Origin of the sequence: Schaalia sp. lx-260, from assembly GCF_021083645.1 — a bacterium.
In the GTDB taxonomy this organism is placed as follows: Bacteria; Actinomycetota; Actinomycetes; order Actinomycetales; family Actinomycetaceae; genus Pauljensenia.
In genome coordinates this window covers 65,376-89,471 of record NZ_JAJNRQ010000005.1, presented here as the reverse complement: position 1 = coordinate 89,471, position 24,096 = coordinate 65,376, and the positions used below count along the sequence as shown (strand labels likewise).

Sequence of the window (24,096 nt, the reverse complement as noted above, 5' to 3'; positions counted from 1 at the left end):
AGTCGATATTATCGCGCTTTAAAAAGGGCGAAAAGTTGGTTTTCTTGAATACGCAATGCCCCTAAAATAACGCCTAACGCCCCACACAGGTAACTGGCGCTCACAATCAGTATGCCGCTGACCCATAGGTTCCATTGGATAATTCCTGAAGCCGTTGACGTGAAGAACAAGATCGGTAACAGTACTGTCCACGACAGTATGGCTGCGAACCCATATTCCACAGTCAATTGGATGACAAACGACAAACGATCAACACCAGCATGTAAAGCTGAAGCTCCCTCTAGTCTGCGGCTCCACGAAAAAGCTATCCCAATGATCTGAGCAAAACATAGCGCAGCGGCGGTGTAGAACCAGAAAGGTAAGGGGCCAAGCCGTTTGGTGACATCGAAATGCTGACCCAGTGATGTATTAAAAAGTTGAGTTTCTGCTTGAGCTGAATCGTCTTGTCCGTTTACCACTGCATAAGTCAATAACTGTTCTAAAGCGGAGGATTCTGGCCAGATTTCAGCCCAGCAGGCATCAAATAATCCATGAGCTACCACCGGTATCACGATGTTACGGGCAAATATAGGTGCGCGCCCGTCTTCTACCTGTGGGAATATTCCTGAGACAGGCACAATATTAGGAGCTGACGTATCTGAATCAGTATGCAAGATAAGCGATGAAGGGGAGGAATCGTCAGAAAGTAGCGCGGCAAGATCGCTTGACACCCACATGCCGCCGCCACGGGTTTGTGAGTGAGGCGCTTCTACGTGCAGTACTTTTTCCATCCCTGGTGATACTTCGAGCGAGGACATAGGGTTTTGTGGAAGCTGTGCCAATGTGAGTGTAGGACCTGAACGAAGCGCTCCAGAAGCATGAATACCTTCAATGCGGGATAGTGACTCACACAGTTTTCCATTGATGCCTCCGGGGACATTCAGAATATGGATTGAGGCTCCAGCGTTTCTCCACTGGTACGTATCGCGTAAAACATTTCCGATAGTAATAACGTGTACTAATGCTAATCCGCCAATTAAGACAGTCAATATGCTAGCGGTCATGAGAAGGCGAGATGTTCCGCTGATTGTATTACGCCATGCTTCAGAGATAATGGAGGAAAAACGCATCATAGGTATTCCTGCCGATCAGTTGTTGTAGCTGTGTCCTGCTTTCCTTGAGATTGAAGGGAAAACGTGGGTGCTATTTGGTCATGAGCATCGTGAATACTCTGAGCGGAAGATGAAATTTTTTGCTGTGGTGATGCGAATTTTCCGAGGTCAAGAACCGAATGGCATGCTTTGTGCGTGTCGCTATCATGGGTAGCGACGATCACAATGGTGTGTGTTGATGCAATATGCGATAAGACTTTATTTACTGAGGCGGCTAACGTTCGGTCTAATTGAGCGGTCGGCTCATCAACGAGGAGGAGATCGGGTGCTTTCATATGCGCTTTGGCGAGCATGAGGCGTTGTGCTTCTCCACCAGATAATTCTGAAAATCGTTTATCCGCTAAGTGCTCTAAGCCAAAGATGGCGAGTGTTTCTAAAGCGCGCGGATAGGCTTCGCGTCGAGTAAAGCCTTTCGCTAATAACGGGAGGCAGACATGGTCAAGGGTGCTGCGATTCTTGAATCCGAGTGGATTTTGGAATACCCAGGAAATCGAGTCGATGCCTTCGCGGGTGATGTGACCGCGCGTTGGGGATAACCATCCCGCTAATATGCTGAGTAATGTGGATTTTCCACTACCGGAAGGGCCAATAACGGCGACCATGTCACCTGCAGTGAATCTGAATGACAGGTCGGAAAAAAGTTCATGCTGTCCGTCAAAGGAATGTCCAAGGGCGTGTGCTTCTAGGAGCATGAGGCGGCCTTAGGGTCAGGTGAAAGAGTAATACTTCCCAGAGGATTATCAGATACGACTATCGTATTTCCGTAGGATGAGCCAATGATTTGGACTTGTGTGGGTATCTGATCAGATATAAGGCAGGCTTTTTCACCTGTTATCTCGTAGAGCGCACTGGGAGGCACACGGTATGAAGAAATCGGAGTGACTAGGCGTGTGGGAATTGAAATTTGTTTGCCTTCAGGCAATGTTTGGGAAAACTGGGAGAGTTTATATAAAGCCTGAATGAAAGTCTGATTGCTGATAACACCATCGGAGGGAATAATTGTTGCGGTATCACCTGCGAGGGCTTCCCGTTCTCCTGCGAGAATATCGTGAGGGAGCGACACGGTGACGCTTGCGGGTAGGGTTAAGAGGGTAAAGAGTGCTTGATCGGTCGTTACTTTTGTTCCTATGTGTACGTCACATGACTCAGGCGTGACTTCTGTGGAAGGAATCCAAATAATTTCACTCAAACTCAGCTCAGAGGAGCGGGGATCAAGCCCAGCTTTTTTCTTCAAAGAGTTCAGCGCTTGAACGGTGGCGGGACCAAATATTCCATTTGGTGACTCTGAAAAGAAGCCTAAACGTGCAAGTTCGCTTTGAAGTTGCTGTACATCGTCGCCTTTCATCCCTGGTGTGAAATCACGGTAGGGTGGCTGTTCAAGGTGCAGGGCAATCACAGGTGAATCATCAATGGTAAATGCGACTTGTCCTGAATGAAGCGGGCTAGCGGGAAGGCATGAACTGGAACGTATGATGCCTCCAATGGGTGAGGTTGCTATCCACTTTGTCCGTTCTGGGACTTGGAGGGAGAACGAACGCTGGTCATCAAATGTTTCAGCGCTTACGGGTATTGATTGTTCCTGTGTAGATGGGGGAGTGAGAGCAGTTCGCGTACTGTATGTCATGATACCTGCACCGATAGTGCTCCCTAATGCAAATGTCACTATAGCGAGAATAAGGAATAGACGCCAATAGGTGTTTTTATGTAGTTGCTTGCCAAACAATTGACGTTCCTTCGTGTGTGAATCAAATAAGCGGTGGGTGAATTATTTTTGAGGGTTGTCAATTCCTAAGAGAGGTGCACTTGTGCAGGCTTGACCTTCTGGTGTCTGGCTACTTTTGCCGCCTGGAAGTATGAAATCACCTGTCAGGTGGTTGGGGGTTGGTGGGTTATCTGAAGAATTGTATGTGGTGCCATCAGGGAGGGTGCATACACCGTTAAGACATTGTGCTGAATTAGCGGCAATGAAGTCTCGGTAGTCTTGTGCGCTAAATCCTGCGCTGACCAGTCCTTTGCGGACGAAACATTCAGCAATGAGTTTATCCATGTCTTCTTTACGTGGATTGATGATTTGATTTCGATATGCTTCACTGATTCCGGTCGTTTTACCGTCAAATTGCTGATCGCAGTGCTCAAGTGCATCTTCTTTTTCGGCACTCATTTCAGAGAAACCAAACTGTATCAGCCCGAGGCCAAGGTCATCCATATATTCAGAAAACTCAATACCGGCGGCCTTATAGCAGGATGCAAGTTTTTGTCGTGATTCCTTATAGTCGGTAGCGGAGATTGTGCCATTATCAATCGCGTGGGAAAACACCTGTTTGACGTACTGGCTTTCATTGCCATCCCGAGCGCGTTCAAAATCGGTGCGGTATGGGGATTCTTGAGGGTTTGAGCACCCTGTCAACAGAATGAATGACAGTAAAACAGCAGACAATACAGGTATTTCCCGACGCATGTAAATTTCCTTTACAGATGATTGAGGGGTAATTTAACGTTCTTGAGCGCCACCGCCTCCATCAAAGGTATTTTTAGGGCGTTCTATGTACGAGTTTTCAGAGCTTTTCCACTGTCCGTATTTTTTCTGTAAATGCGGATTGTTATCGTGCCAGTAGTTTTTTCTTCATCATTGAATCCTGTCATGTGGGAGAAAATAGAGGGAATACGTAAAGAAAAACCCCTCTAGGACAAAGATACTATGAAGTGATCCGCGTTACAAGAGATTGTTTCATTATTTGATATTTATTCTCACATTTGTCCTATCAATATACAAAAAGTGGGAGGTGCACATGTGCACCTCCCAGCTAGATAATAGCGGCAGTAAATCAGCTCTCCTGAGCAGCCATGCGGAGCATCCATGCCTGCTTTTCTAAGCCGGATGCAATACCGATCAGCAGGTCAGCGCTCAAATGATCTTCTTCGTCAACTGCATCAAGAGTTGCTTTGATGCGATCTGAAACTCCCATTAAAAGTTCTTCAAACTGTGCATACACATCAGCGACCTGAAGCTTACCAGCTTCAAATTGCTTCAACCCAGACTGCTGAGCCACAGTCGCTGCGCGAGCATCAGGGGCCTCGTCAAGAGCGGCCATTCGTTCTGCTACTTCATCAGCTGCATTACGAACTTCGTCAACGATTTCATCCAGAGCAAGGTGCAGAGAACGGAAATGAGAGCCAATGATGTTCCAATGAGCCTGCTTACCAAGCAAAGAAAGATCAGTCAGATCCACAAGTGCTTGTTGGAGGGCTTTGGATACTACGGGTGAAGTGAGCGTCATATTCATCAATCTCCTAGGATATACGGCCTCATAAATCAGCAGAACGAATCATGAGGTATCAACCCGATCTTCTGTTTACTTTCCTATTTTATGTCCGATGAAACAATTATGTGAATCTAGCGTGGAAAGTAAGGTAGGTAAATGTGGTGACTCAGAGATAAACAGAAAAATTTTTCCATAACAATTTCAGGCATAGATATCTGCCTTACACTGTTACTCTTAGCCGTTATTTTTATGCGCTTCTAAAGCGTCAATAATTGCCTGCGCATAATACTGTCCACCTGCAGGGCTTGGATGAATCCCATCTGCTGCGATCTGTTCCGGATGAGCAATGGCAGCGGATTGCCAATCTGCAAGCAAAACATTGGGGAACTCTGAGACAACTTGACGGATCTCAGAATTTACACGTTCTTCCCATGCTACTGGTGCCGACACTGACATGATAACAACAGTACGCTGCGCACACGCTTCAACAACTTCACGTAAAGTCTGAGCGTCACCCACACCATTTACTCCAAGCCCTACAATGACAATTTGTGTTTCAGGATGTGCGGACAGAAAATCAGTAACCAAAGCCGGCCCGTCAACAAGCTGGCGACTGGTGAGTGCGTCAACTGTGATATGTGGAAATGTTTCATACAGAGCAGAAATTGAAGCCAGCATGACAGAATCGCCAACAGCGTAGATTGATGCATTTTGGTAATCATCCGGTATCAGTGGCTTTTCGGGTTCAGATTGAGTTTTATTTTGTAACTCAGGAAGGTGTGGTACTTCAACGGGTTCATTGACAGGTGGCTGTCCCATAGTGACAGATGAATTTTCTGTTGGCGGCTCGCTTTCTTGATCTTGGGATTGCGAATCCCCTTCGCAAGAATTACATGATTGAGCGGAGGTAAGCATACGTTCAACTGATGTTGACTCTGGCGCAATGTAAAACAGTATGGTCGCAACGGCAACTAAAAGTAAACCCATGCCTGCACTAAGTCGTGCGCGTAATGGATGCGAAAAGAAAGCTGTGAACCCTTTTTTTCTAATGGGTTGTTCAACGTAGCGATAACTGAGGACAGTTGCACACAAGACGCATATGATGGCGCAGATGCGACCATAAAAACGTGTGAAACCAGGAATAGCGCTATAGGTGGCATCGGCAATCACAATAAAAGGCAAATGCCAAAGATATAACCCATATGAACGTTCACCGATCCAGCGCAGGGGAGCGATATCAATGACACGGGGAATCCACGAGGGTGCGAGCAGACATCCAAGAATAAGGAAAAGACCTGATACTGAGCCGAAAAGTGTGACAAGCATTTGATGTCCAGCATGGAGTGTCAGGCTCGTAGTCAAAGAAAAAGTGAAACCAAGTATTCCTAAGATCAGAGAAATACAAGAGAAAAAAGACGTCGTAAGGTTACGTTTGGGTGCATAGTGAAAATATCCGATACTAAGCAAAGATCCCAGCAAAAGACCGGTCGAATGTGAAGGTGTCGCAAGATAAGCCTGAGAACTCACGCCATATTTTTCAAGAAATAAAGCGCTAGATGCACTGAGTACTGCAAGTATGCTCACAATGAATAGCTGCGTGTTTGGACGCCTTTTGACAAGGAAAAACAGAATAAATGGCCATATGAGGTAGAACTGTTCTTCTATTGCAAGGGACCAAAAATGATCAAAAAGTCCCGTTTGAGTATGAGCGAAATAGTCACTGCCTGATATCAACATCACCCAGTTCGCTGACAGAGTGAAAACGGAAATCATTGAACGCAAAGCACCAACAGTGATATCCCCACCAATGCATGTGGCAAGTAGACCCGCACAAGTGATAACAAGGAAAGCGGCAGGTAAAAGTCTGCGGATACGTCGAAGGTAAAAACCAGCGAAATCTATGCGACCTGTGTGTTTTTTTTCTTTGAGCAGAAGATACGTAATAAGAAATCCGCTGATAACAAAGAATAAATCCACTCCAACAAATCCGCCAGGAGCTTTGGTGGGAATAACGTGATAGACCAAAACAGCGATGACTGCACATGCGCGCAGGCCATCAAGTCCGAAAATACGATCAGCGTGTGTGTGCGGGGGAGCCATTCCCTGCCTCCAAATGATCGTTCGTGTACTTGATGCGCATTTCTCTCTCTTTCGCGCATGAGTGCGTTCAGCATGTAACGGTCTTTCTCCCTCTAGGGTACGTGCTCAATCACAGGCTGCATGACCAAGTATGTGTGATGAGGACCTGATAGGCCGAATAAAAGGGGCGATATCTTTTATTTTTCCTTTATTTCTATTGAAATTTTTATGTACCATATGTGAAGAAAGTGAGCAGAAAAACATTATTCCCTCGCGTGTCTTTAGGTATGAAAATGCAGGAAATTTCCAGACTTTTTACCGTGTATTTTCAGTAATGGCGCGGAAAATTTATCTATGTCACATACGGGGGGGGGCACATAGGTGTGAATATTTGAGTGCCTCATCCGAGAAAAGACATACGAAACAGGAACGCAGACCGGAGGCTAAGCCCACAAAGCTGTCAAAATATCCAGACGAGGATAATTAATATGCGCATGGACTTGGTCCTGAACTGTTGGCTTAGCACAAAAAGCCACACCTAAACCTGCATGTGACAACATGGGAATATCATTTGCGCCATCGCCAACAGCAAGAACGTGATTTAGGGGGATTCCTTGCTGTGCGGCCCACTGCTGCATCATACGTACCTTGACATCTGCAGTAACAATTTCGCCTACAACACGTCCCGTAAGGTATCCATTTGCAACCTCTAAACGATTGGCAATCCAATAGTCAATGCCCATACGTTCACACAAGGGAGCAACAACTTCGGTAAAACCACCCGAAACAACAGCGAAAGACGCGCCATGATGATGGGCTTCATCAATGAGAAGCTGCGCCCCAGGCCTCGGATGAATATGCTCAAGAACATCATGAAAAACAGAATGTGAAATGCCAGCAAGTGTAGCCACACGGGCACGCAAAGACTGGGCGAAATCACGTTCACCATTCATCGCTTCTGCGGTAATACGTGCCACTTCCTCATACGTTCCTGCCCAACGAGCAAGTTCTTCAATGACTTCTTCACAAATCAGTGTGGAATCCACGTCCGTGACAATAAAATCAGGACCCTTATGTAAAGTCTCGGGAACCATGAAAACACTCGATTGAGGATCAAGTGGCTCATCACTATGCGCCTGTATCCAAGAAAACATGGACTTGGCAGGTAGCGCACCTTCTAAAATAGGCGACTCGCAGACAAGGCCATACCACGTATCAGAGCCAGGTAAATTAACTCCGGCCACCGGACGCACAATCCACCCCTGAGGGGGGCGGATATGCGTAGGTTTGCGTGAAATATACAGAAAACGTTGACTCATCACCGAGTGACAATAGTTCCTTTAGGGACAACAGTGATACCTGACTCAGTGACCGTATATCCGCGAGCACGATCATGTTCAAGATCCACGCCCACAACAGCGCCTTCTTCAACAATGACACCCTTATCCAAAATTGCTTTAGCAACAATGGCGTGACGGCCAATACGCGAATGATGCATGATGACAGAATCGGTGACCTGCGCCCACGAATGTACGTAGACCCACGGTGAAACGATGGAATGATAAACCTCGCCCCCGGAAATAATTGCCCCAGGGGAGACGAAAGAATCAACAGCATGACCCATACGTGAATGCTCTTCACCATAGACGAATTTTGCTGGAGGAAGGGAACCCTCTAGCTGAGTCATCGTCGGCCAGTCCGTGTTATACAAGTTAAAGACAGGATGGACACTAATGAGGTCCATATTTGCCTCATAATAAGCGTCAAGAGTACCAACATCACGCCAATAGTTACGATCACGGTCAGTGGAGCCGGGAACATCATTGTCAATGAAGTCGTACACACCGCATGCGCCGCGCTCAACGAACCAAGGGACAATATTTCCGCCCATATCATGTTTTGAGGCCGGATCTGCGGCATCTTCACGTAAAGCAGCCACAAGGTCTTGCGTAGTGAAAACATAATTTCCCATAGAGGCAAGAACCTTCGTTGGATCGTCAGCTAAGCCTTCAGCATGTGCAGGTTTTTCAAAGAAATTCCGTACAACGCCGTCCTGCGCATCAATAACACCTAACGCAGGGGCAAGCTCGATGGGCTGGCGAATACCGGCAACAGTGCACGGCAGACCTGAAGCAATATGATGCTCCACCATTTGCGAAAAATCCATGCGGTAAATATTGTCCGCTCCGATGATGACAATGTAATCAGGGCGTTCATCCTCAACAATATTGAGGGACTGGTAAATTGCGTCTGCGCTGCCAAGATACCAGTGTGGGCCGCGACGTTGCTGAGCAGGAACAGGAGCAACGAAATTTCCCAACAGAGGCGACATGTACCATGTCTTTGTAACATGACGGTCTAAAGAGTGGGATTTATATTGGGTTAAAACGACCACTTTCATGTAGCCCGAATTGACCATATTCGATAAAGCAAAATCAATGAGTCGGTAGTGTCCACCGAAAGGAACTGCGGGTTTTGCGCGATCCTCAGTTAACGGCATAAGCCGCTTTCCTTCACCACCAGCAAGGACAATAGCAAGTACATGTTTTTTCGCCATACCTCTAGCGTATGGGGCAAAAGAAAATTTTGGGGGCGAATGACCGATAAAAATAAAAATAGCGGCACATCAAATGATCCGCCTTCACTATCTGCTTCCCGCGTGATCTGGCTTTATTAATGGAAAGACAAACGCGCGCGCGTTTGAGTAGCAAAAGAAATACTTAGTCCTTTCGTCCTTAAAAGACCTCAATATCAGCATCAAAGAAAGAAGTAGTGAGTCGGCTTGCCCACAAAAATATCATTCACCCGATAGGCTGAGAGTTGGTTATACAGAGAAAGGAAAGTTCATTATGCGTGTTGATCTACTGACTCGTGAGTACCCACCGCATATTTATGGTGGTGCTGGTGTACACGTATATGAGCTTTCGAAAGTTTTACGCGCACATATAGAGGACCTGAGAGTACATTGCTTTGACGGTCCACGTCTGCCCGGAAATGACGGCAGCGAAACGGGTGTGAGCGGCTACGATGCGATTGCTGAATTAAGTCAAGCTAACCCTGCTTTAAGTACTATGGGGATCAACCTTGCAATGGCAGAGCACACCGCAGGGACAGACCTCGTTCATTCACATACTTGGTACGCCAATCATGCAGGCCATATGTCAGCTTTACTTCATGACGTGCCGCACGTGATTTCCGCTCACTCATTAGAACCCCTACGACCATGGAAAGCTGAACAACTGGGAGGCGGGTACCGTTTATCGTCGTGGATTGAGCGGGGCGCCTACGAAACAGCTCAGGCCATCGTTGCCGTATCCCATGGAATGAAAAAGGATATTCTGCGCTGCTATCCCACTATTGACCCACAAAAAGTGCATGTCATTCATAACGGCATTGACCTAGCTGTTTGGCATAGTCCTCAAGGTGAGGAAGGAAAAGAATTACAAGAACGAGTCCTCAAAGACAACGGTATTGATCCGAGCCGGCCGACGGTAGTTTTTGTTGGTCGTATTACCCGTCAAAAAGGCCTACCGTATTTCTTACGTGCGGCACGACTACTACCACCAGATACGCAAATTATCCTGTGTGCGGGAGCGCCTGACACCCCTGAAATCGCAGCAGAAGTTGATGCTCTTGTGGCGCAATTACAGTCTGAAAGAAGCGGTGTTGTACTTATTACACGGATGCTCCCTCAAAAAGAATTAGCGTGTGTCCTCGATGCGGCAGATGTCTTTATCACACCATCTGTGTACGAGCCACTAGGGATTGTTAACCTTGAAGCGATGGCTTTGGGACTTCCAGTTGTCGGAACATGCACAGGCGGTATCCCAGATGTCATCGTTGATGGGGAAACAGGCTATCTGGTTCCTATCGAACAAATGCAAGACGGTACAGGAACTCCACTGCAACCTGAAACCTTTGAAGCGGATATGGCTGAACGCCTCACGTATCTACTGGAAGATCCGGAACTAGCGCGTCGCATGGGACAAGCTGGGTACCAACGTGTACGTGATTTCTTTGCTTGGGAAGCAATTGGCCAACGCACGGCGGAACTGTATCGCACACTCGTATGAAAGACAGGGCTAACGTCCCAAGAAACCGATAGGCTGGGCACATGCAGACCTTACTTGATGTCCGTGACGTGACATTAACATACGCAGGAAAAACTATTCTTGACTCTGTGACGTGGCAAACCCACGCCGGCGAACATTGGGTGATCCTTGGTCCCAATGGTGCGGGGAAAACCTCTCTTGTACGTACCGTGACCGGTCGGGAAATACCACAAGCAGGGCAAGTGACAGCATGCGGCATGGATTGTGCGACAACAGAACACGCACTTTTATCAGCTTCTCTTGGATTTTCCTCTCAAACAGTAGCTCAACGTATTCGTCCTACTGTGAGTACGCGCGATGTCGTACGCACTGCAGCGTGGGGACTACATGAAAGCTGGAAAAATACATACGAAGAATGCGACAACGAACGCGCAGACCTCCTGCTGAATGCTTTCGTCATAAGCCATGTCGCAGATCAACCTTTCGGTACTCTTTCTGAAGGAGAACGTCAGCGCTGCCTTTTAGCCCGCTCACTCATGACAGATCCGGAGGTCTTAATTCTTGATGAGCCTGGAGCGGGGTTGGATTTAGGAGGACGTGAAATCCTTGTGAACGCCTTGACAGAAATCATCGAAGGAGAACACGCGCCTCAAATCTTGATGATTACCCACCAGGTAGAGGAAATACCTGCAGCTATGACTCACGCACTGGTGATGGCGGAAGGAAAGATCCTTGCTGCAGGTCCTATAGGCGATGTGCTGAATGGTGTGACTTTATCTCACGCCTATTCTTTGCCGTTGAGTGTTGGATGTACCGAAGGACGCTGGTGGGCGCGCGCACTTCCTCAAATTCTGTGAACGCGCGTTGAGGAGGCAAATATGGAATGGCTCTTGTGGTCACTCGGAGCGCTTATCTTAGGCGTTATTGAGCTACTTACTCTTGACTTCACATGCCTGATGCTTGCTGTTGCCGCTTGTGCGACGGCTAGTGCTGCTTTTCTTGGCGCACCCGTGTGGGGACAGATCCTGATTTTTTGTGCTGCTTCAACTCTTTTACTTGTGCTCATTCGCCCGTGGGCACGCAAATACCTTGATCGTCATACGCCTCGGGTACGTATGAATGTCCACGGGCTTGTAGGCCAAGAGGTACGTGTTCATGAGCGCGTTGACCATAGCGATGGGCGTGTATTCCTTGCAGGAAGTATATGGAGCGCTCGCACCAATGACGATACACCTCTTATGCCAGATACTGTCGCCTATGTTGTCAGTATTGAGGGGGCGACAGCAGTAGTTTCTGCCGTCCGTGCGTAAGTAGGACTTTCCTTGGAATGAAAGTGCGGCTGTATCCCCGGTGCTCACTCGTATTTATGAGAAACGAAATATCGCAAATACGCCGTGAAGATATCTGTACGTGTCAAGGGAATAATCCACACCTACACGTTTATGCAGACACTGCCGTAGAAAATCGCTATTGTGGGTAGGTGCTGCACGTGAGCCGACCGATGGTGCTGCAAGGCAACGTGCTGTTAGGGAAGGACTGATAAAGGACTGATAATGGAGATATTTCAGATGCTCACACGCCTTTTTACATCCTCGGGCGGGCCTATTATTGTTTTTATTCTGCTTGCTTTCATGGTGTGTCTTGTAGTTGCGCGAGCAATCCAAGTAGTCCCACAATCCCGCGCACTTGTTGTGGAACGACTGGGGAAATTTCATTCCGTGCGATTTGCAGGTCTACATGTGGTCGTTCCATTTATTGACCGTATTGCAAGTAGGGTAGACCTGCGTGAACAAGTCACCAGCTTCCCACCTCAACCCGTGATTACTGCTGATAACGTCGTGGTTTCTATTGACTCGGTTATCTACTACCAAGTAAATGACCCAATGCATGCCACCTATGAGATCGCGAACTACATTCAAGCTATTGAACAATTAACAGTCACAACACTACGCAATGTGATCGGATCTCTTGACCTTGAAGCTACTTTGACTTCACGCGACCAAATCAACGGTCAACTACGTGGAGTACTTGATGATGCCACAGGTCGCTGGGGTATTCGTGTGAATCGTGTCGAACTGAAAGCTATTGACCCTCCTCCCTCAATCCAGCAAGCCATGGAACAGCAACTGCGTGCTGAACGCGACAAACGAGCAGCAATTCTTACCGCAGAGGGCGTGCGTCAATCAGAGATTTTGCAGGCAGAAGGTGAAAAACAATCCGCTATTTTGCGTGCTGAAGGTGAAGCGCAAGCAGCCGTGACGCGAGCCGACGGTGAAGCTCGTGCAATTCATACCGTATTTGAAGCAATCCACTCAGGAAATCCCACACCTGAGCTACTGAGCTATCAGTATTTACAGATGCTTCCAGAAATCGCGCAAGGTGAATCCTCAAAGATTTGGGTGGTTCCTACAGAACTCACAGCGGCTTTAGATGCTGTGTCACGAGGATTTGGTTCTCAGAAGTAAAACATTGTGGAAAGGCGCATCATGGATCGGCAGCAAGAACGTGTTTTACGTGAAGTAGCAGATCAAGGCATACGTTTCATTCGCTTATGGTTTACCGATGTTGCAGGACAACTGAAATCGGTAGCGATGGACCCGGGAGAACTAGAAGAAGCCTTCACGGAAGGCGTAGGTTTTGATGGTTCAGCTATTGAAGGTCTGACTCGCGTACACGAATCAGATATGTTGCTGCGTCCTGATGCCTCTACTTTCAGTGTCCTGCCGTGGCAAGGCAATGCTACTCCTGCTGCCCGCATGTTTTGTGATGTACTGACGCCCGATGGTTTGCAGTCACGCTCTGATCCTCGTGGAACGCTTGAACGCGCTGTTGAACGTGCATGCGATATGGGTTTCACAGTGATGGTGAACCCTGAAATCGAGTTCTACCTGCTGTCACGTCCAGTCACACCAGAACGCTTAGTTCCAATAGATGACGGTGGTTACTTTGATCATGTAGCCAGAGACGGGGATAATGATTTCCGCCGCAAATTAGTGCTTATGCTGGAAAGCATGGGAATTTCAGTGCAATTTTCCCATCATGAAGGCGGGCCTGGACAAAATGAAATCGACCTGAGAGCTGTGGACGCAGTAACGGCCGCAGATAACATCATGACTGCTCGCGTCGTTATCGAAGAAATAGCGCTGCGCGAAGATATGGTTGCCACTTTCATGCCGCGACCATTTATCGATCACCCAGGTTCGGGTATGCACACGCATATTTTCCTCATGGAAGGCGAACACAATGCTTTCTATGACCCTGCAGGCGAACACGACCTTTCGCTCACTGCTCGCCAATTTATTGCCGGCATGCTGGCTCATGCCGGAACGATTTGCGCCGTCACAAACCAACACGTGAACTCGTATAAACGACTATGGGGTGGAGGGGAAGCTCCTTCATATGTGTGCTGGGGGCATAACAATTCTTCCGCTTTGATCCGAGTTCCTCAGGTACGTCCCAGCCGTCGAAATACTACACGTGTGGAATATCGGGCACTTGACCCTGCGGCGAATCCTTACCTTGCGCTTGCTGTCCTCATTACCGCCGGTTTAGATGGCATAGAAAAACAGATGGAACTCATGCCTGAAGCTGAAGATAATGTGTGGGCATTAACCGATAAAGAACGTCAAGTCCTTGGTATTGAACCACTTCCATCATCATTACATGATGCCCTTCGACGAATGCGTACCTCAGAACTTGTCGCAGATGCGCTAGGTGAAGAAATGTTCCTTTACCTCTTACGTGATAAAGAACGTGAATGGCGTGATTACCGTGAACAAATCACAGCAAAAGAAATTGCGCAATTTATCAGGATGCACTGATGATTTTTGCTGTGAAGGACTTGCGTGCGATGGGCTTTATTGCTCCCGAGCAAGCTCTGAAACACGTAGAAACGCTCCCTGAAGGCCATGTGTGGCTCAGCGTAGCTGCCGCAACAGATGACCCTGATCTTGCGATTCTTCAACTTCGACGCCTCCACGAAGCTGCTCCTGAGCTCATTCAGACACTAGGTTCTCCCCATGAACGCCCAGCGCAGCGACTCATTGCTGTCCTTGGCGGATCACGTTGGTGGGGTGACTACCTGATTGCGAACCCGCAGCGTGCGCATGACGTGTGGACGCAGCCTCCTTCTGCACGAGAAGTCCTCCTCACAGCGGTCGGAGCAAACACAAACGCCCACGTGCCAATTGCTAAGCAGGGTAAAACCAGTGATGACATGCGTGTGGCCTACAGGAAAGTACTCCTCGACATTGTTGCTGACGATCTCACAAGTAATGATCCGGTGCAGCATATGCCGATAGTAGGGCAACGGATGGCGACTCTTGCAGATGCAGCACTTGAGGCATCACTTGCGCTGGCACGTCGAGACATCGATCCAGATGGAAGGATTCCTTTTGCCATCATCGCTATGGGAAAAACAGGAGCACAAGAACTGAACTATATTTCTGATGTTGATGTGCTCTACCTTGTTGGATCCGAAAAAAACACAACCAACGAAAACAAGGCCCTCAATAGCAGCAAAACATCACAACCGGTAAATTACGATGCCACTGTCCAGCCAGATCACGATAAACACGATGTCATTGAAATAGCAACCCGTCTTGCTGCAATGACCGCTCAAGGATGTTCAGGAGCCGGCAACGAACCACCCCTATGGACAGTAGACCCGAACCTACGTCCTGAAGGCCGTCAAGGTGCCCTTGTGCGAACCTTAGATTCATACCGTCAATACTGGGATAAATGGGCACAATCCTGGGAATTTCAAGCTCTCATGAAAGCACGTCCCTGCGCGGGCGACTATGAACTAGGCGAACGATTTATCAACCTTGCTGCCTCCTACGTATGGAATGTTGCAAGCAGAGAAAAATTTGTTGATGATGTCCGAGCCATGCGTACCCGTGTTGAAGAAAATATTTTGCGTCATATGGCAGGACGTGAACTGAAACTGGGACCAGGCGGTTTACGTGATGTGGAATTTACTGTTCAACTACTGCAACTTGTTCATGGGCGAACAGACGAAACACTACGGGTCCGCGAAACACACGAAGCAATTACTGCCCTCGCTCACGGCGGATATATTTCACGGCTTGACGCGACCGAACTTAAACGATGCTACAGCTATCTTCGTGTCATTGAACATCGCGCACAGTTGACACGGATGCGTCGTACACATACAGTTCCTTCCCGCGAGGATGAGCTTCGTGCACTGAGCCGAAGCCTAGGCCTGCCACATACACAAGAATTCACACGCGAACTTGAACGCGTCCGCGCACGTGTGCGTTCCCTCCATGAAAATATTTTCTACAGACCCATCGTGGCAGCCATCGCCCGTTTAAGTCCCGATGAAGCAGCCCTTGATCGTGATGCGGCAAAAGATCGTTTATCTGCCATTGGCTACCGTGACACTGAAGGCGCACTCGCGCATATCAGCGCCTTGACACGCGGAACAAGTCGCAGAGCAACAATTCAACGACACCTCTTACCGGTTTTTATTTCATGGCTTGCTGCAGGAGCTGACCCAGATATGGGTCTCCTTCATTTCCGAACCCTTTCTGAACATATCGGTGATTCACACTGGTATCTGGCATTTTTACGCGATTCCGGTGTGGCAGCTTCACGCTTATGCTCACTTTTACCCAACTCACGGTGGGTTGCTGATGCGCTATGCGTTTTACCTGAAGCCGTACAAATGCTTGACGACGATACTTTGCTGCTCCCGCGTACACGTCAGCAACTCGACACTGAAATACAGGCTGTACTTACCCGCCATGAGAATCCTGAAAAAGCGATAACGCGTATTCGTTCTGTACGAAATCGTGAAGTAACTCGTGCAGCTTTAGCTGATGCACTGGACACAATAGAAGCACACCGATCGTCAATTGCTGACGCATGTGATGCTTTAATCGCAGGCGCGCTCGCCGTTGCTGAACGTGAAGAAAAACAAGCTAAAGGTGTCCTCCACGCGCGGGTTGCTTTGGTAGCGATGGGACGCTATGGCGGAGCCGAATCTTCCTATGCCTCAGATGCAGATATTCTTGCGGTCCACAAATCATGTTCTGGAGCCACTGAAGAACAAGCGACATCATGTGCAGTATCACTGATTCAACGTGTGCGCTCATACCTTGGGCAAACTGGTGTCGGCTATCCCGTCAATGTTGATTTAGATTTACGTCCTGAGGGACGTTCTGGCGTGATGAGTAGGACAGTGGATTCTTACAGGGAGTACTACCAGCGATGGGCCTGCGTGTGGGAACGACAGGCACTGCTTCGTGCTCGACCACTGGCTGGCAACCCTGATCTGTTACAGGAGTTTTTTGAGGTTATTAACCCAATCCGTTACCACATGGTTCCTTCCCAGCAGGATGTGCGTGATATTCGTTTATTGAAAGCACGTATGGAGAATGAACGTCTTCCTCGTGGTATTGAACCGTCACGGCACGTCAAACTAGGGCCCGGCGGATTATCAGATGTGGAGTGGATGGTTCAGCTGGCACAAATGCGATATGCGCACGAATGTCCTGCTGTGCGCCTGACCTCCACGATTCCAGCTCTGAATGCCCTGCGAGATGAAGGAATCATTGATCCAGAGCATGCGCAGATCATGTGTGAAGCATGGTCTTTGGCTTCACGCATACGTGCAGGTAATGTGCTTGCTACAGGTCGTATGAGTGGTGTCAAACTTGATGTGTTACCTCATGGGGTAAAAGAATTGGTTCCCCTGGCTCGTTTGTTAGGTTGGGGGGCCGGTCAAGAAAAAATGCTTGAAGAACAATGGCTTCGAGCCAGTCGGCGTTGTCGTGACGTGATGGATAGTGTTTTTTGGGTGTGATATGTGCACCGACTACAGGGAAGTTGAGTGAGAATGAAACTTGTTCTTGTGAGGCACGGACGTACCGCTGCGAATGTCAGTGGTGCTTTGGATACTGGCTGGCCGGGATTACCTTTAGATGCCACGGGCTGTAAACAAGCTGAGGCATTGGCGCAGCGCTGGGAAAAAGAAGTGACCTCAAAGCCGAACCTTGTACTCGTATCAGGTCTGTTGCGCACACGAATGACAGCGGCACCTTTGTGTGAACGTTATGGCATGTCGCCGCGTATCGCTTGGGGTTTGCGTGAGATACGTGCAGGTAGCTGTGAAATGGGTACATCTGATGTGCAGAATATGTACTATCACGGAACTGTTCACCAGTGGATTTCAAAGAACCGTGAATTGCGTATGCCTGAAGCAGAAACTGGTTGGGAAGTCTTAGGGCGAGCTTTACCTGAGGTATATCAGGGGATTAGTCAGGTGTATCAGTCAGTTGGCGATAAAGGTGTTCTTGTTCTTGTTATTCACGGGGCACTCACACGCTTTCTGACCTCTGCTTTGAGCAGAGATGATATGAGTGCTCTGCTGACCAATTGTTTCATGACAAATACAGGGACTACGATTTTTGAAGTCCCTCATAGTGTTGCTTCCTCATGCGCAGATGGGACTTTCCATCCTCACGACCTGTTGGAATCACTTCCGTTGCTGACTTGGAATGATACGCCAGCCCCTTGTGTATCAGATATCTGTGTCTGAATGGTGTTGTTTTATTGCTCATCTGAATGTGTAGGTTCAGTGTATTCCTCCACCTCTACAGGGAAACGACGATAAGCAAGGTATTGTTCAAGTTCATGACGGTGCTGTTCGCAGCTGAGCCATATTTTTTTGCGCCCTGTGCGTACAGCAGGATTTGTCCATGTGAGACGCCAGAGTGCGTGTTTTTCGCAGTGTCGAGCTGTGCACACATGATCTTGTGGTCCACGTGAAAGCATAAAAGCCGCCTTTCTTGTGTTTATACAAATTATCGCTGTATTACTTGAGGAAAGCTAAAGGGAAGATCTGTGCTTTCGGGCAGGTGCGGCTGTGCTTTCGGGAAGGGCACGTGTGTATGTGAGAGGCAAGGGAATCTGTGCAGCTTTACTGAGAAGCCTCACGTAGATTCATACTCTGTTCCTTCGCATAGAATGTGTGCTTGTGACAATGAAAAGAACGCTTGTCCTTATTCGTCATGCGCAGGCAGAGCCTTTTTCATTAAATGGAGATCACGGGCGCGTACTTACCTCTTATGGGCACCAGCAAAGCAGGATGCTTGGTTTTTCACTTGCTCATGCTTTACAAGAAATGAAACAAGATGAGGCAAAGAAAGAGGGAGAAAAACCTCAAGTAGATTGGGTCGCACTTTCGGATGCTCAACGTACACGTGAAACTTTTCGTGGACTTGCACCTCAATTCGATATTGCACATTCTTTTTCGGATCGCAGTTTATACAGCGGTGACATTGAGGAAATACTCCATATTGCCCGAAGTTTTACAGGACAGACAGCATTTATTATTGGCCACAATCCAACGATTTCAGATGTGGCTCTTTATTTGACCTTTCCTGACGCTCTTGTTGAGGAACATAATGAAAGTGTTGCGTCCTTCCAAAAATATGCGAGTGAAGAAATACGGACACATTCATTGAATATGCGCCGGATAAAAGCTTTATCACGATACGGTGCAGACTTGGCTCAGGCAATGATTCTTCGTTTTGGAGGAGAATGGAAAGACTTGCGCAAAGGCATATGTGAACTCGAAATTGTGACCTATTGCGATCTTTCTTCGTCCCACGGGTAATGACTTCCTGTGAGTTCTTTGGTGTGAGGGCGTTAAACTGGGGGAGTACAGATCCACCCCCGCAAGAGGGAGAACTAATGTCGGGACACTCTAAATGGGCGACCACCAAGCATAAGAAGGCCGCTATTGACGCTAAACGAGGCAAATTATTTGCTCGTTTGATTAAGAATATCGAGGTTGCAGCACGTACAGGTGGTGGTGATCCTGCAGGTAATCCCACCTTGTTTGACGCTATCCAAAAGGCAAAGAAAAACTCTGTTCCTTCGGACAATATTGATCGTGCTGTTAAACGTGGTTCCGGCGCTGAAGCTGGTGGCGCAAATTATGAAACCATCATGTATGAGGGCTACGGTCCTAATGGCGTAGCTTTCCTTGTGGAATGTCTGACAGATAACCGTAATCGCGCAGCATCGGATGTCCGCTTAGGCTTTAGCCGCTCAGGAGGTTCTTTAGCTGATCCGGGTTCAGTGTCGTACCTATTTACACGTCGCGGCATTATTGAAGTTCCAGCGGCAGAAAACGTAACCGAAGACAGTATCATGGAAGTTGTCTTGGACGCAGGAGCAGAAGAAGTCATTGACACAGGTGACGGTTTTATTATTGAAACGGACCCGTCAGACCTGATTCCTGTGCGTTCAGCTTTACAAGAAGCCGGAATTGACTATGACTCTGCTGAGGTTCAATTTGTCGCCTCAACTGAGGTTGATCTTGACGTTGAAGGTGTCACGAAAGTGAATAAACTGATTGACGCTTTAGAAGACTCTGATGATGTCCAGAACGTCTATCACAATATGACAATGTCAGATGAAGTGCGTGCGCACTTTGAAGAAGAGGACTGAGTTCATGTCTGAAAATGTCACCGCAGAGCGCCAGGTAGGTACTCCACAGGTCAAACGAGGTATGGCGCATATGCTCAAAGGCGGCGTCATCATGGATGTTGTGACACCTGAGCAAGCTAAAATTGCAGAAGACGCTGGCGCAGTGGCAGTCATGGCTCTTGAACGCGTGCCAGCTGATATTCGCGCTCAAGGCGGAGTGGCGCGCATGTCGGATCCTGACCTCATTGATGGAATCATTAATGCTGTCTCAATTCCTGTGATGGCGAAGGCACGTATTGGACATTTTGTTGAAGCGCAGGTTTTGCAATCTCTTGGTGTCGATTACATTGATGAATCAGAGGTTCTGACACCTGCCGACTATGAGCATCACATTGATAAGTGGAATTTCACGGTTCCTTTTGTCTGCGGTGCAACGAATCTGGGTGAGGCTTTGCGTCGTATTAACGAAGGCGCAGCAATGATTCGTTCAAAAGGTGAAGCAGGTACGGGTGATGTGTCTAATGCGACTACGCATATGCGCAAAATTCGTGATGAAATTCGTCGTCTGACTTCATTGCCAGAAGATGAACTGTATGTAGCGGCTAAAGAACTGCAAGCTCCTTACGAACTGGTGGCAGAAGTAGCACGTGAAGGCCGTTTACCGGTTGTACTTTTCACCGCCGGGGGCATAGCTACTCCCGCTGATGCAGCTATGATGATGCAACTGGGCGCAGAAGGCGTATTCGTTGGTTCAGGTATTTTCAAGTCCGGTGATCCTGCACGTCGTGCCGCGGCAATCGTTAAAGCGACAACTTTCTACGATGATCCTTCAGTGATTGCTGAAGTTTCACGTGGTTTAGGTGAAGCTATGGTGGGAATTAATGTGGACGATGTGCCCGTGTCGCACCGTTTAGCGGAGCGCGGATGGTAACAATCGGCGTCCTTGCTGTGCAAGGTGATGTTGCTGAGCATATGCGGGCACTGGAGGAATCTGGTGCCCGCACCTGTGCTGTTCGTCGTCTGACAGAACTAGCTGAGGTAGACGCATTAGTGATTCCTGGTGGGGAATCCACAACAATGTCAAAGCTTTTGTGTGCTTTTGATCTTTTTGAACCGATTGCTGCCAGAATTCGTTCAGGTATGCCCGTGTGGGGAACATGTGCTGGCATGATTATGCTGGCAGATACGGTACTTGATGGTCGTCCTGACCAACGTTCTTTCGGAGCAATCACTATGACAGTGCGCCGTAATGCCTTTGGACGTCAGGTAGATTCCTATGAAGAGGATCTGCATATCGCAGGACTTGATGGGGGACCTTTCCGTGCCTTCTTTATTCGCGCGCCTTGGGTTGAATCAGTTGCAGATGACGTTGATGTTTTAGCTCGTGCTGGTAATGCTCAAAACGGTCCTATAGTGGCTGTGCGGCATGGAGCTGTGATGGCTACGTCTTTTCACCCTGAAGTGGGAGGCGATAACCGTATGCATGATCTTTTTGTGCGTATGGTGAAAGATTGCCTTTCCTCACGTAAGGAACAATGTGCGTGTGATGGGGATTGATCCAGGTCTTACACGGTGTGGCCTTGGAATCATAGATATGGATCAGGGGAAACGAGCTGGCCTCGTTCATGTTGAAGTTGCACGTACTCACAAAGATCTTGCTACTCATTTTCGTTTACGTACAGTAGCTGACGCGATTGATCGTCTGATCCACGAGTATGAACCTGAGATCGTAGCAATTGAACGAGTTTTCGTACAAGATAACTTGCAATCTGTTGCAACAACTATGCAGGTGATGGGTGCTGCGATGACCTGTGTTGGTCGCGCAGGTTTGCCTATGGCTGTGCATACGCCTTCCGAGGTAAAGTCAGCAGTGACAGGTAATGGGACAGCAAGTAAAGCTCAGGTGCAGCATATGGTTGCTCGTATTTTAGGTTTGTCTGCTGTTCCAAAACCTGCTGATGCTGCAGATGCTTTAGCGATTGCTATTTGTCAGGGGTGGCGTGGAACCGGCCTATTGGGTGCAGGTGATGATTCGGCTGTTTCTGTGTCAATCTCTGGTCGTGTACGTGCGCGTGGTGAAATGACGCCTGCGCAACAACTGTGGGCGCAAGCACAAGCAGCGCAACGCCGAACTGGTGCAGTAGACCCGCGGCTACGGCAACGATAGTATCTATCGTACATATGTTCGCTTTGTCTCTCCTGTGATCTGAAAGAGAAATATGTTAGTCGTCAAAACCGAGTTCTGATGACAGGAATCTTTGCGTACGTACGATACAAGCGGTGACCGAAAGAAACAGCGGAGGTACATATGATCGCGCAGCTCGCGGGGACTGTTACATACGCAGGCATTGATGAGGTCATACTCTTGGTTGGAGGTATTGGATGGCGTGTGGTTGTGGCTCCGCCTTTCGCTCAGGAACTTCATGTGGGTCTTGATGTAACGATCCATACCTCTATGGTGGTACGTGAAGATTCAATGACCTTATATGGTTTCCGTGATACAGATGAACGCATTATTTTTGAGAAACTTCAATCAGTGAGTGGCGTAGGCCCGCGAACAGCTTTAGCTGCTCTTACCGTGCTGTCACCTGATGATCTGCGGCGTGCGGTTAGCTCAGGTGATACTGCTACTTTGCAGAAAATACCGGGTGTTGGGAAAAAATCTGCTCAGCGTATGCTACTGGAAATTGGTGACAAATTAGGTACGGTAGCTGCTTTACCTGAAGGCGCTGCTTCAGAAACAACACCTACAGAGGATGAAATGCAGGTACGTGCTGCTTTGGTTCAACTGGGCTGGAGTGAAAGTGTTGCTGCTCAGACGGTGGAAAAGTTTGCCGGTCATGGCATGAGCGTTTCCGATATGCTTCGTGCTGCTTTACTGAGTTTAGGAGGTAACCGTGGCCACTGAACCTGATTTTTCACGCATTGTGGCACCTGATGCCGGTGACCTAGAACGTGCAGCAGAGGCTGCACTTCGACCGAAACGCCTCAGTGAATTTGTTGGGCAAACAAAGGTATGCGATCAGCTGCAGCTTCTTTTAGATGCTGCACGCGGTCGTGGAGCGCCGTCAGATCATGTGCTCCTTGCTGGTCCACCAGGATTAGGTAAAACTACTTTAGCGATGATTATTGCCGCAGAGATGGGGACATCTTTGCGTTTAACATCAGGACCTGCGATTCAACATGCCGGCGATTTGGCGGCAATTTTGTCAGGTCTACAAGAAAACGATGTGCTATTTATCGACGAAATACATCGCCTTGCCTGTACAGCTGAAGAAATGCTTTACCTTGCAATGGAGGATTTCCGTGTTGATGTTGTTGTAGGTAAAGGTCCAGGTGCGACATCTATTCCTTTGGCTTTGCCACCTTTCACAGTTGTAGGCGCAACCACACGTTCCGGTCTGTTACCTGCGCCTTTGCGTGATCGTTTTGGTTTCACTGCGCATCTTGAATTCTATGAGGTGGAGCAGCTTCGTCATGTTGTTGCGCGTTCTGCTCATTTGCTTGGTGTGGAACTCAGTGAAGATGCCGCTTATGAAATAGCTTCACGTTCGCGTGGGACCCCTCGTATTGCGAATAGATTGCTTCGTCGCGTCGTGGATTATGCGCAAGTGCGTGGTGATGGCAATCTAACTTTGGAGGCAGCTCAGGGGGCACTTACTCTTTTTGAAGTGGACCGTCATGGGCTTGATCGTTTGGACAGGGCAGTCCTTGAAGCTATATGTCGACGTTTCGGTGGGGGGCCAGTTGGCCTCACAACTCTTGCCGTGACTGTTGGTGAAGAAGCGGAGACTGTGGAAACTGTTGCTGAGCCGTATTTAGTGCGTGAAGGTTTCTTGATCCGTACGACGCGTGGACGAGCAGCAACACGTGCTGCGTGGGAGCATTTAGGGCTTACGCCCCCGCCTGAGGCTGTTCTTTTTCAATAAAATGGCAGGATAAATCCTATTCATCCTGTGACTTAGGACGCATTTGTATCTTTATGACATTCTTTTGTGGGAAAAGTGAGCTTTACTTTTGCGCAATTGCGCTCATTTTCATCTATCACGTGGCCTAAAAGCACTCAAGGGCACTAGACTGCAACAAGTG

At 48.2% G+C, this 24,096-nt stretch carries 23 protein-coding genes; 14 read left to right on the top strand and 9 right to left on the bottom strand.

The window, feature by feature from the left end:
* Positions 1-8: 8 nt before the first annotated feature.
* From LRP57_RS07290 to LRP57_RS07255, 8 genes are all read right to left on the bottom strand, one after another.
* The gene (locus LRP57_RS07290) at positions 9-1,112 is read right to left on the bottom strand and encodes a hypothetical protein (RefSeq protein ID WP_231205877.1); all 1,104 of its coding nucleotides are present in this window, start codon (positions 1,110-1,112) and stop codon (positions 9-11) included.
* Positions 1,109-1,843: an ABC transporter ATP-binding protein gene (locus LRP57_RS07285; RefSeq protein ID WP_231205876.1), complete on the bottom strand. Its 735-nt coding sequence runs from the start codon at positions 1,841-1,843 to the stop codon at positions 1,109-1,111. The genes LRP57_RS07290 and LRP57_RS07285 overlap by 4 nt, the downstream gene beginning before the upstream one ends.
* Complete coding sequence (locus LRP57_RS07280) at positions 1,834-2,814, bottom strand: peptidoglycan-binding domain-containing protein (protein ID WP_231205875.1); 981 nt, start codon at positions 2,812-2,814, stop codon at positions 1,834-1,836. Before LRP57_RS07280 ends, LRP57_RS07285 begins: the two co-directional genes overlap by 10 nt.
* Positions 2,815-2,916: 102 nt before the next feature.
* On the bottom strand, positions 2,917-3,609 hold the full coding sequence (locus LRP57_RS07275; protein ID WP_231205874.1) for a hypothetical protein: 693 nt from the start codon (positions 3,607-3,609) through the stop codon (positions 2,917-2,919).
* A gap of 367 nt (positions 3,610-3,976) precedes the next feature.
* Complete coding sequence (locus LRP57_RS07270) at positions 3,977-4,429, bottom strand: Dps family protein (RefSeq protein WP_231205873.1); 453 nt, start codon at positions 4,427-4,429, stop codon at positions 3,977-3,979.
* Positions 4,430-4,648: 219 nt separating this feature from the next.
* The gene (locus tag LRP57_RS07265; protein WP_231205872.1) at positions 4,649-6,514 is read right to left on the bottom strand and encodes an acyltransferase family protein; all 1,866 of its coding nucleotides are present in this window, start codon (positions 6,512-6,514) and stop codon (positions 4,649-4,651) included.
* A 422-nt stretch (positions 6,515-6,936) separates the two neighbouring features.
* Positions 6,937-7,812, bottom strand: a complete 876-nt coding sequence (gene serB / locus LRP57_RS07260) for a phosphoserine phosphatase SerB (protein ID WP_442984718.1) — start codon at positions 7,810-7,812, stop codon at positions 6,937-6,939.
* Positions 7,812-9,050 (bottom strand): glucose-1-phosphate adenylyltransferase, encoded by a 1,239-nt coding sequence (locus LRP57_RS07255; RefSeq protein ID WP_231205871.1) that lies wholly within the window; start codon positions 9,048-9,050, stop codon positions 7,812-7,814. The genes serB and LRP57_RS07255 overlap by 1 nt, the downstream gene beginning before the upstream one ends.
* A 292-nt stretch (positions 9,051-9,342) precedes the next feature.
* Here LRP57_RS07255 and glgA point away from each other — a divergent pair, with 292 nt between their 5' ends.
* From glgA to LRP57_RS07220, 7 genes are all read left to right on the top strand, one after another.
* Positions 9,343-10,566, top strand: a complete 1,224-nt coding sequence (gene glgA, locus LRP57_RS07250) for a glycogen synthase (RefSeq protein WP_231205870.1) — start codon at positions 9,343-9,345, stop codon at positions 10,564-10,566.
* A 41-nt stretch (positions 10,567-10,607) separates the two neighbouring features.
* Positions 10,608-11,402, top strand: a complete 795-nt coding sequence (locus tag LRP57_RS07245) for an ABC transporter ATP-binding protein (protein ID WP_231205869.1) — start codon at positions 10,608-10,610, stop codon at positions 11,400-11,402.
* A gap of 21 nt (positions 11,403-11,423) precedes the next feature.
* The gene (locus LRP57_RS07240) at positions 11,424-11,855 is read left to right on the top strand and encodes an NfeD family protein (RefSeq protein ID WP_231205868.1); all 432 of its coding nucleotides are present in this window, start codon (positions 11,424-11,426) and stop codon (positions 11,853-11,855) included.
* A gap of 258 nt (positions 11,856-12,113) precedes the next feature.
* A complete protein-coding gene (locus LRP57_RS07235; protein ID WP_231205867.1) occupies positions 12,114-13,010 on the top strand; it encodes an SPFH domain-containing protein in 897 nt (298 codons plus the stop codon).
* A 21-nt stretch (positions 13,011-13,031) separates the two neighbouring features.
* Positions 13,032-14,366: a glutamine synthetase family protein gene (locus LRP57_RS07230; RefSeq protein WP_231205866.1), complete on the top strand. Its 1,335-nt coding sequence runs from the start codon at positions 13,032-13,034 to the stop codon at positions 14,364-14,366.
* Complete coding sequence (locus LRP57_RS07225; protein ID WP_231205865.1) at positions 14,366-17,374, top strand: bifunctional [glutamine synthetase] adenylyltransferase/[glutamine synthetase]-adenylyl-L-tyrosine phosphorylase; 3,009 nt, start codon at positions 14,366-14,368, stop codon at positions 17,372-17,374. The genes LRP57_RS07230 and LRP57_RS07225 overlap by 1 nt, the downstream gene beginning before the upstream one ends.
* Before the next feature lie 33 nt (positions 17,375-17,407).
* The gene (locus LRP57_RS07220; RefSeq protein ID WP_231205864.1) at positions 17,408-18,109 is read left to right on the top strand and encodes a histidine phosphatase family protein; all 702 of its coding nucleotides are present in this window, start codon (positions 17,408-17,410) and stop codon (positions 18,107-18,109) included.
* An 11-nt stretch (positions 18,110-18,120) separates the two neighbouring features.
* Here LRP57_RS07220 and LRP57_RS07215 read toward each other — a convergent pair whose 3' ends face one another.
* Positions 18,121-18,345 carry a hypothetical protein gene (locus LRP57_RS07215; RefSeq protein ID WP_231205863.1) on the bottom strand — a complete coding sequence of 75 codons (225 nt, stop codon included), beginning with the start codon at positions 18,343-18,345 and terminating at the stop codon, positions 18,121-18,123.
* A gap of 202 nt (positions 18,346-18,547) precedes the next feature.
* Here LRP57_RS07215 and LRP57_RS07210 point away from each other — a divergent pair, with 202 nt between their 5' ends.
* From LRP57_RS07210 to ruvB, 7 genes are all read left to right on the top strand, one after another.
* Entirely contained in the window at positions 18,548-19,189 is a 642-nt protein-coding gene (locus tag LRP57_RS07210; RefSeq protein WP_231205862.1) for a SixA phosphatase family protein, read from the top strand.
* Positions 19,190-19,266: 77 nt separating this feature from the next.
* Positions 19,267-20,028: a YebC/PmpR family DNA-binding transcriptional regulator gene (locus LRP57_RS07205; protein WP_231205861.1), complete on the top strand. Its 762-nt coding sequence runs from the start codon at positions 19,267-19,269 to the stop codon at positions 20,026-20,028.
* 4 nt (positions 20,029-20,032) lie between these two features.
* Complete coding sequence (gene pdxS / locus LRP57_RS07200) at positions 20,033-20,938, top strand: pyridoxal 5'-phosphate synthase lyase subunit PdxS (RefSeq protein WP_231205860.1); 906 nt, start codon at positions 20,033-20,035, stop codon at positions 20,936-20,938.
* Positions 20,932-21,564, top strand: coding sequence for a pyridoxal 5'-phosphate synthase glutaminase subunit PdxT (pdxT, locus tag LRP57_RS07195; RefSeq protein WP_231205859.1), 633 nt, complete (start codon positions 20,932-20,934; stop codon positions 21,562-21,564). The genes pdxS and pdxT overlap by 7 nt, the downstream gene beginning before the upstream one ends.
* Entirely contained in the window at positions 21,545-22,174 is a 630-nt protein-coding gene (gene ruvC, locus LRP57_RS07190; protein WP_231205858.1) for a crossover junction endodeoxyribonuclease RuvC, read from the top strand. The genes pdxT and ruvC overlap by 20 nt, the downstream gene beginning before the upstream one ends.
* A gap of 141 nt (positions 22,175-22,315) precedes the next feature.
* On the top strand, positions 22,316-22,915 hold the full coding sequence (gene ruvA / locus LRP57_RS07185; RefSeq protein ID WP_231205857.1) for a Holliday junction branch migration protein RuvA: 600 nt from the start codon (positions 22,316-22,318) through the stop codon (positions 22,913-22,915).
* Complete coding sequence (ruvB, locus tag LRP57_RS07180) at positions 22,905-23,936, top strand: Holliday junction branch migration DNA helicase RuvB (RefSeq protein ID WP_231205856.1); 1,032 nt, start codon at positions 22,905-22,907, stop codon at positions 23,934-23,936. The genes ruvA and ruvB overlap by 11 nt, the downstream gene beginning before the upstream one ends.
* Positions 23,937-24,096 lie beyond the last annotated feature (160 nt).

What these genes read in the sequence shown, in the direction of transcription:
- LRP57_RS07220 (WP_231205864.1), top strand. Translation starts at nt 17,408, where the DNA reads ATGAAACTTGTTCTTGTGAGGCACGGACGTACCGCTGCGAATGTCAGT.
- LRP57_RS07230 (WP_231205866.1), top strand. Translation starts at nt 13,032, where the DNA reads ATGGATCGGCAGCAAGAACGTGTTTTACGTGAAGTAGCAGATCAAGGC.
- LRP57_RS07205 (WP_231205861.1), top strand. Translation starts at nt 19,267, where the DNA reads ATGTCGGGACACTCTAAATGGGCGACCACCAAGCATAAGAAGGCCGCT.
- LRP57_RS07285 (WP_231205876.1), bottom strand. Translation starts at nt 1,843, where the DNA reads ATGCTCCTAGAAGCACACGCCCTTGGACATTCCTTTGACGGACAGCAT.
- pdxT (WP_231205859.1), top strand. Translation starts at nt 20,932, where the DNA reads ATGGTAACAATCGGCGTCCTTGCTGTGCAAGGTGATGTTGCTGAGCAT.
- glgA (WP_231205870.1), top strand. Translation starts at nt 9,343, where the DNA reads ATGCGTGTTGATCTACTGACTCGTGAGTACCCACCGCATATTTATGGT.
- LRP57_RS07240 (WP_231205868.1), top strand. Translation starts at nt 11,424, where the DNA reads ATGGAATGGCTCTTGTGGTCACTCGGAGCGCTTATCTTAGGCGTTATT.
- LRP57_RS07290 (WP_231205877.1), bottom strand. Translation starts at nt 1,112, where the DNA reads ATGATGCGTTTTTCCTCCATTATCTCTGAAGCATGGCGTAATACAATC.
- LRP57_RS07265 (WP_231205872.1), bottom strand. Translation starts at nt 6,514, where the DNA reads ATGGCTCCCCCGCACACACACGCTGATCGTATTTTCGGACTTGATGGC.
- LRP57_RS07225 (WP_231205865.1), top strand. Translation starts at nt 14,366, where the DNA reads ATGATTTTTGCTGTGAAGGACTTGCGTGCGATGGGCTTTATTGCTCCC.
- LRP57_RS07275 (WP_231205874.1), bottom strand. Translation starts at nt 3,609, where the DNA reads ATGCGTCGGGAAATACCTGTATTGTCTGCTGTTTTACTGTCATTCATT.
- LRP57_RS07255 (WP_231205871.1), bottom strand. Translation starts at nt 9,050, where the DNA reads ATGGCGAAAAAACATGTACTTGCTATTGTCCTTGCTGGTGGTGAAGGA.
- LRP57_RS07245 (WP_231205869.1), top strand. Translation starts at nt 10,608, where the DNA reads ATGCAGACCTTACTTGATGTCCGTGACGTGACATTAACATACGCAGGA.
- LRP57_RS07235 (WP_231205867.1), top strand. Translation starts at nt 12,114, where the DNA reads ATGCTCACACGCCTTTTTACATCCTCGGGCGGGCCTATTATTGTTTTT.
- LRP57_RS07270 (WP_231205873.1), bottom strand. Translation starts at nt 4,429, where the DNA reads ATGACGCTCACTTCACCCGTAGTATCCAAAGCCCTCCAACAAGCACTT.
- ruvA (WP_231205857.1), top strand. Translation starts at nt 22,316, where the DNA reads ATGATCGCGCAGCTCGCGGGGACTGTTACATACGCAGGCATTGATGAG.
- LRP57_RS07215 (WP_231205863.1), bottom strand. Translation starts at nt 18,345, where the DNA reads ATGCTTTCACGTGGACCACAAGATCATGTGTGCACAGCTCGACACTGC.
- serB (WP_442984718.1), bottom strand. Translation starts at nt 7,812, where the DNA reads ATGAGTCAACGTTTTCTGTATATTTCACGCAAACCTACGCATATCCGC.
- pdxS (WP_231205860.1), top strand. Translation starts at nt 20,033, where the DNA reads ATGTCTGAAAATGTCACCGCAGAGCGCCAGGTAGGTACTCCACAGGTC.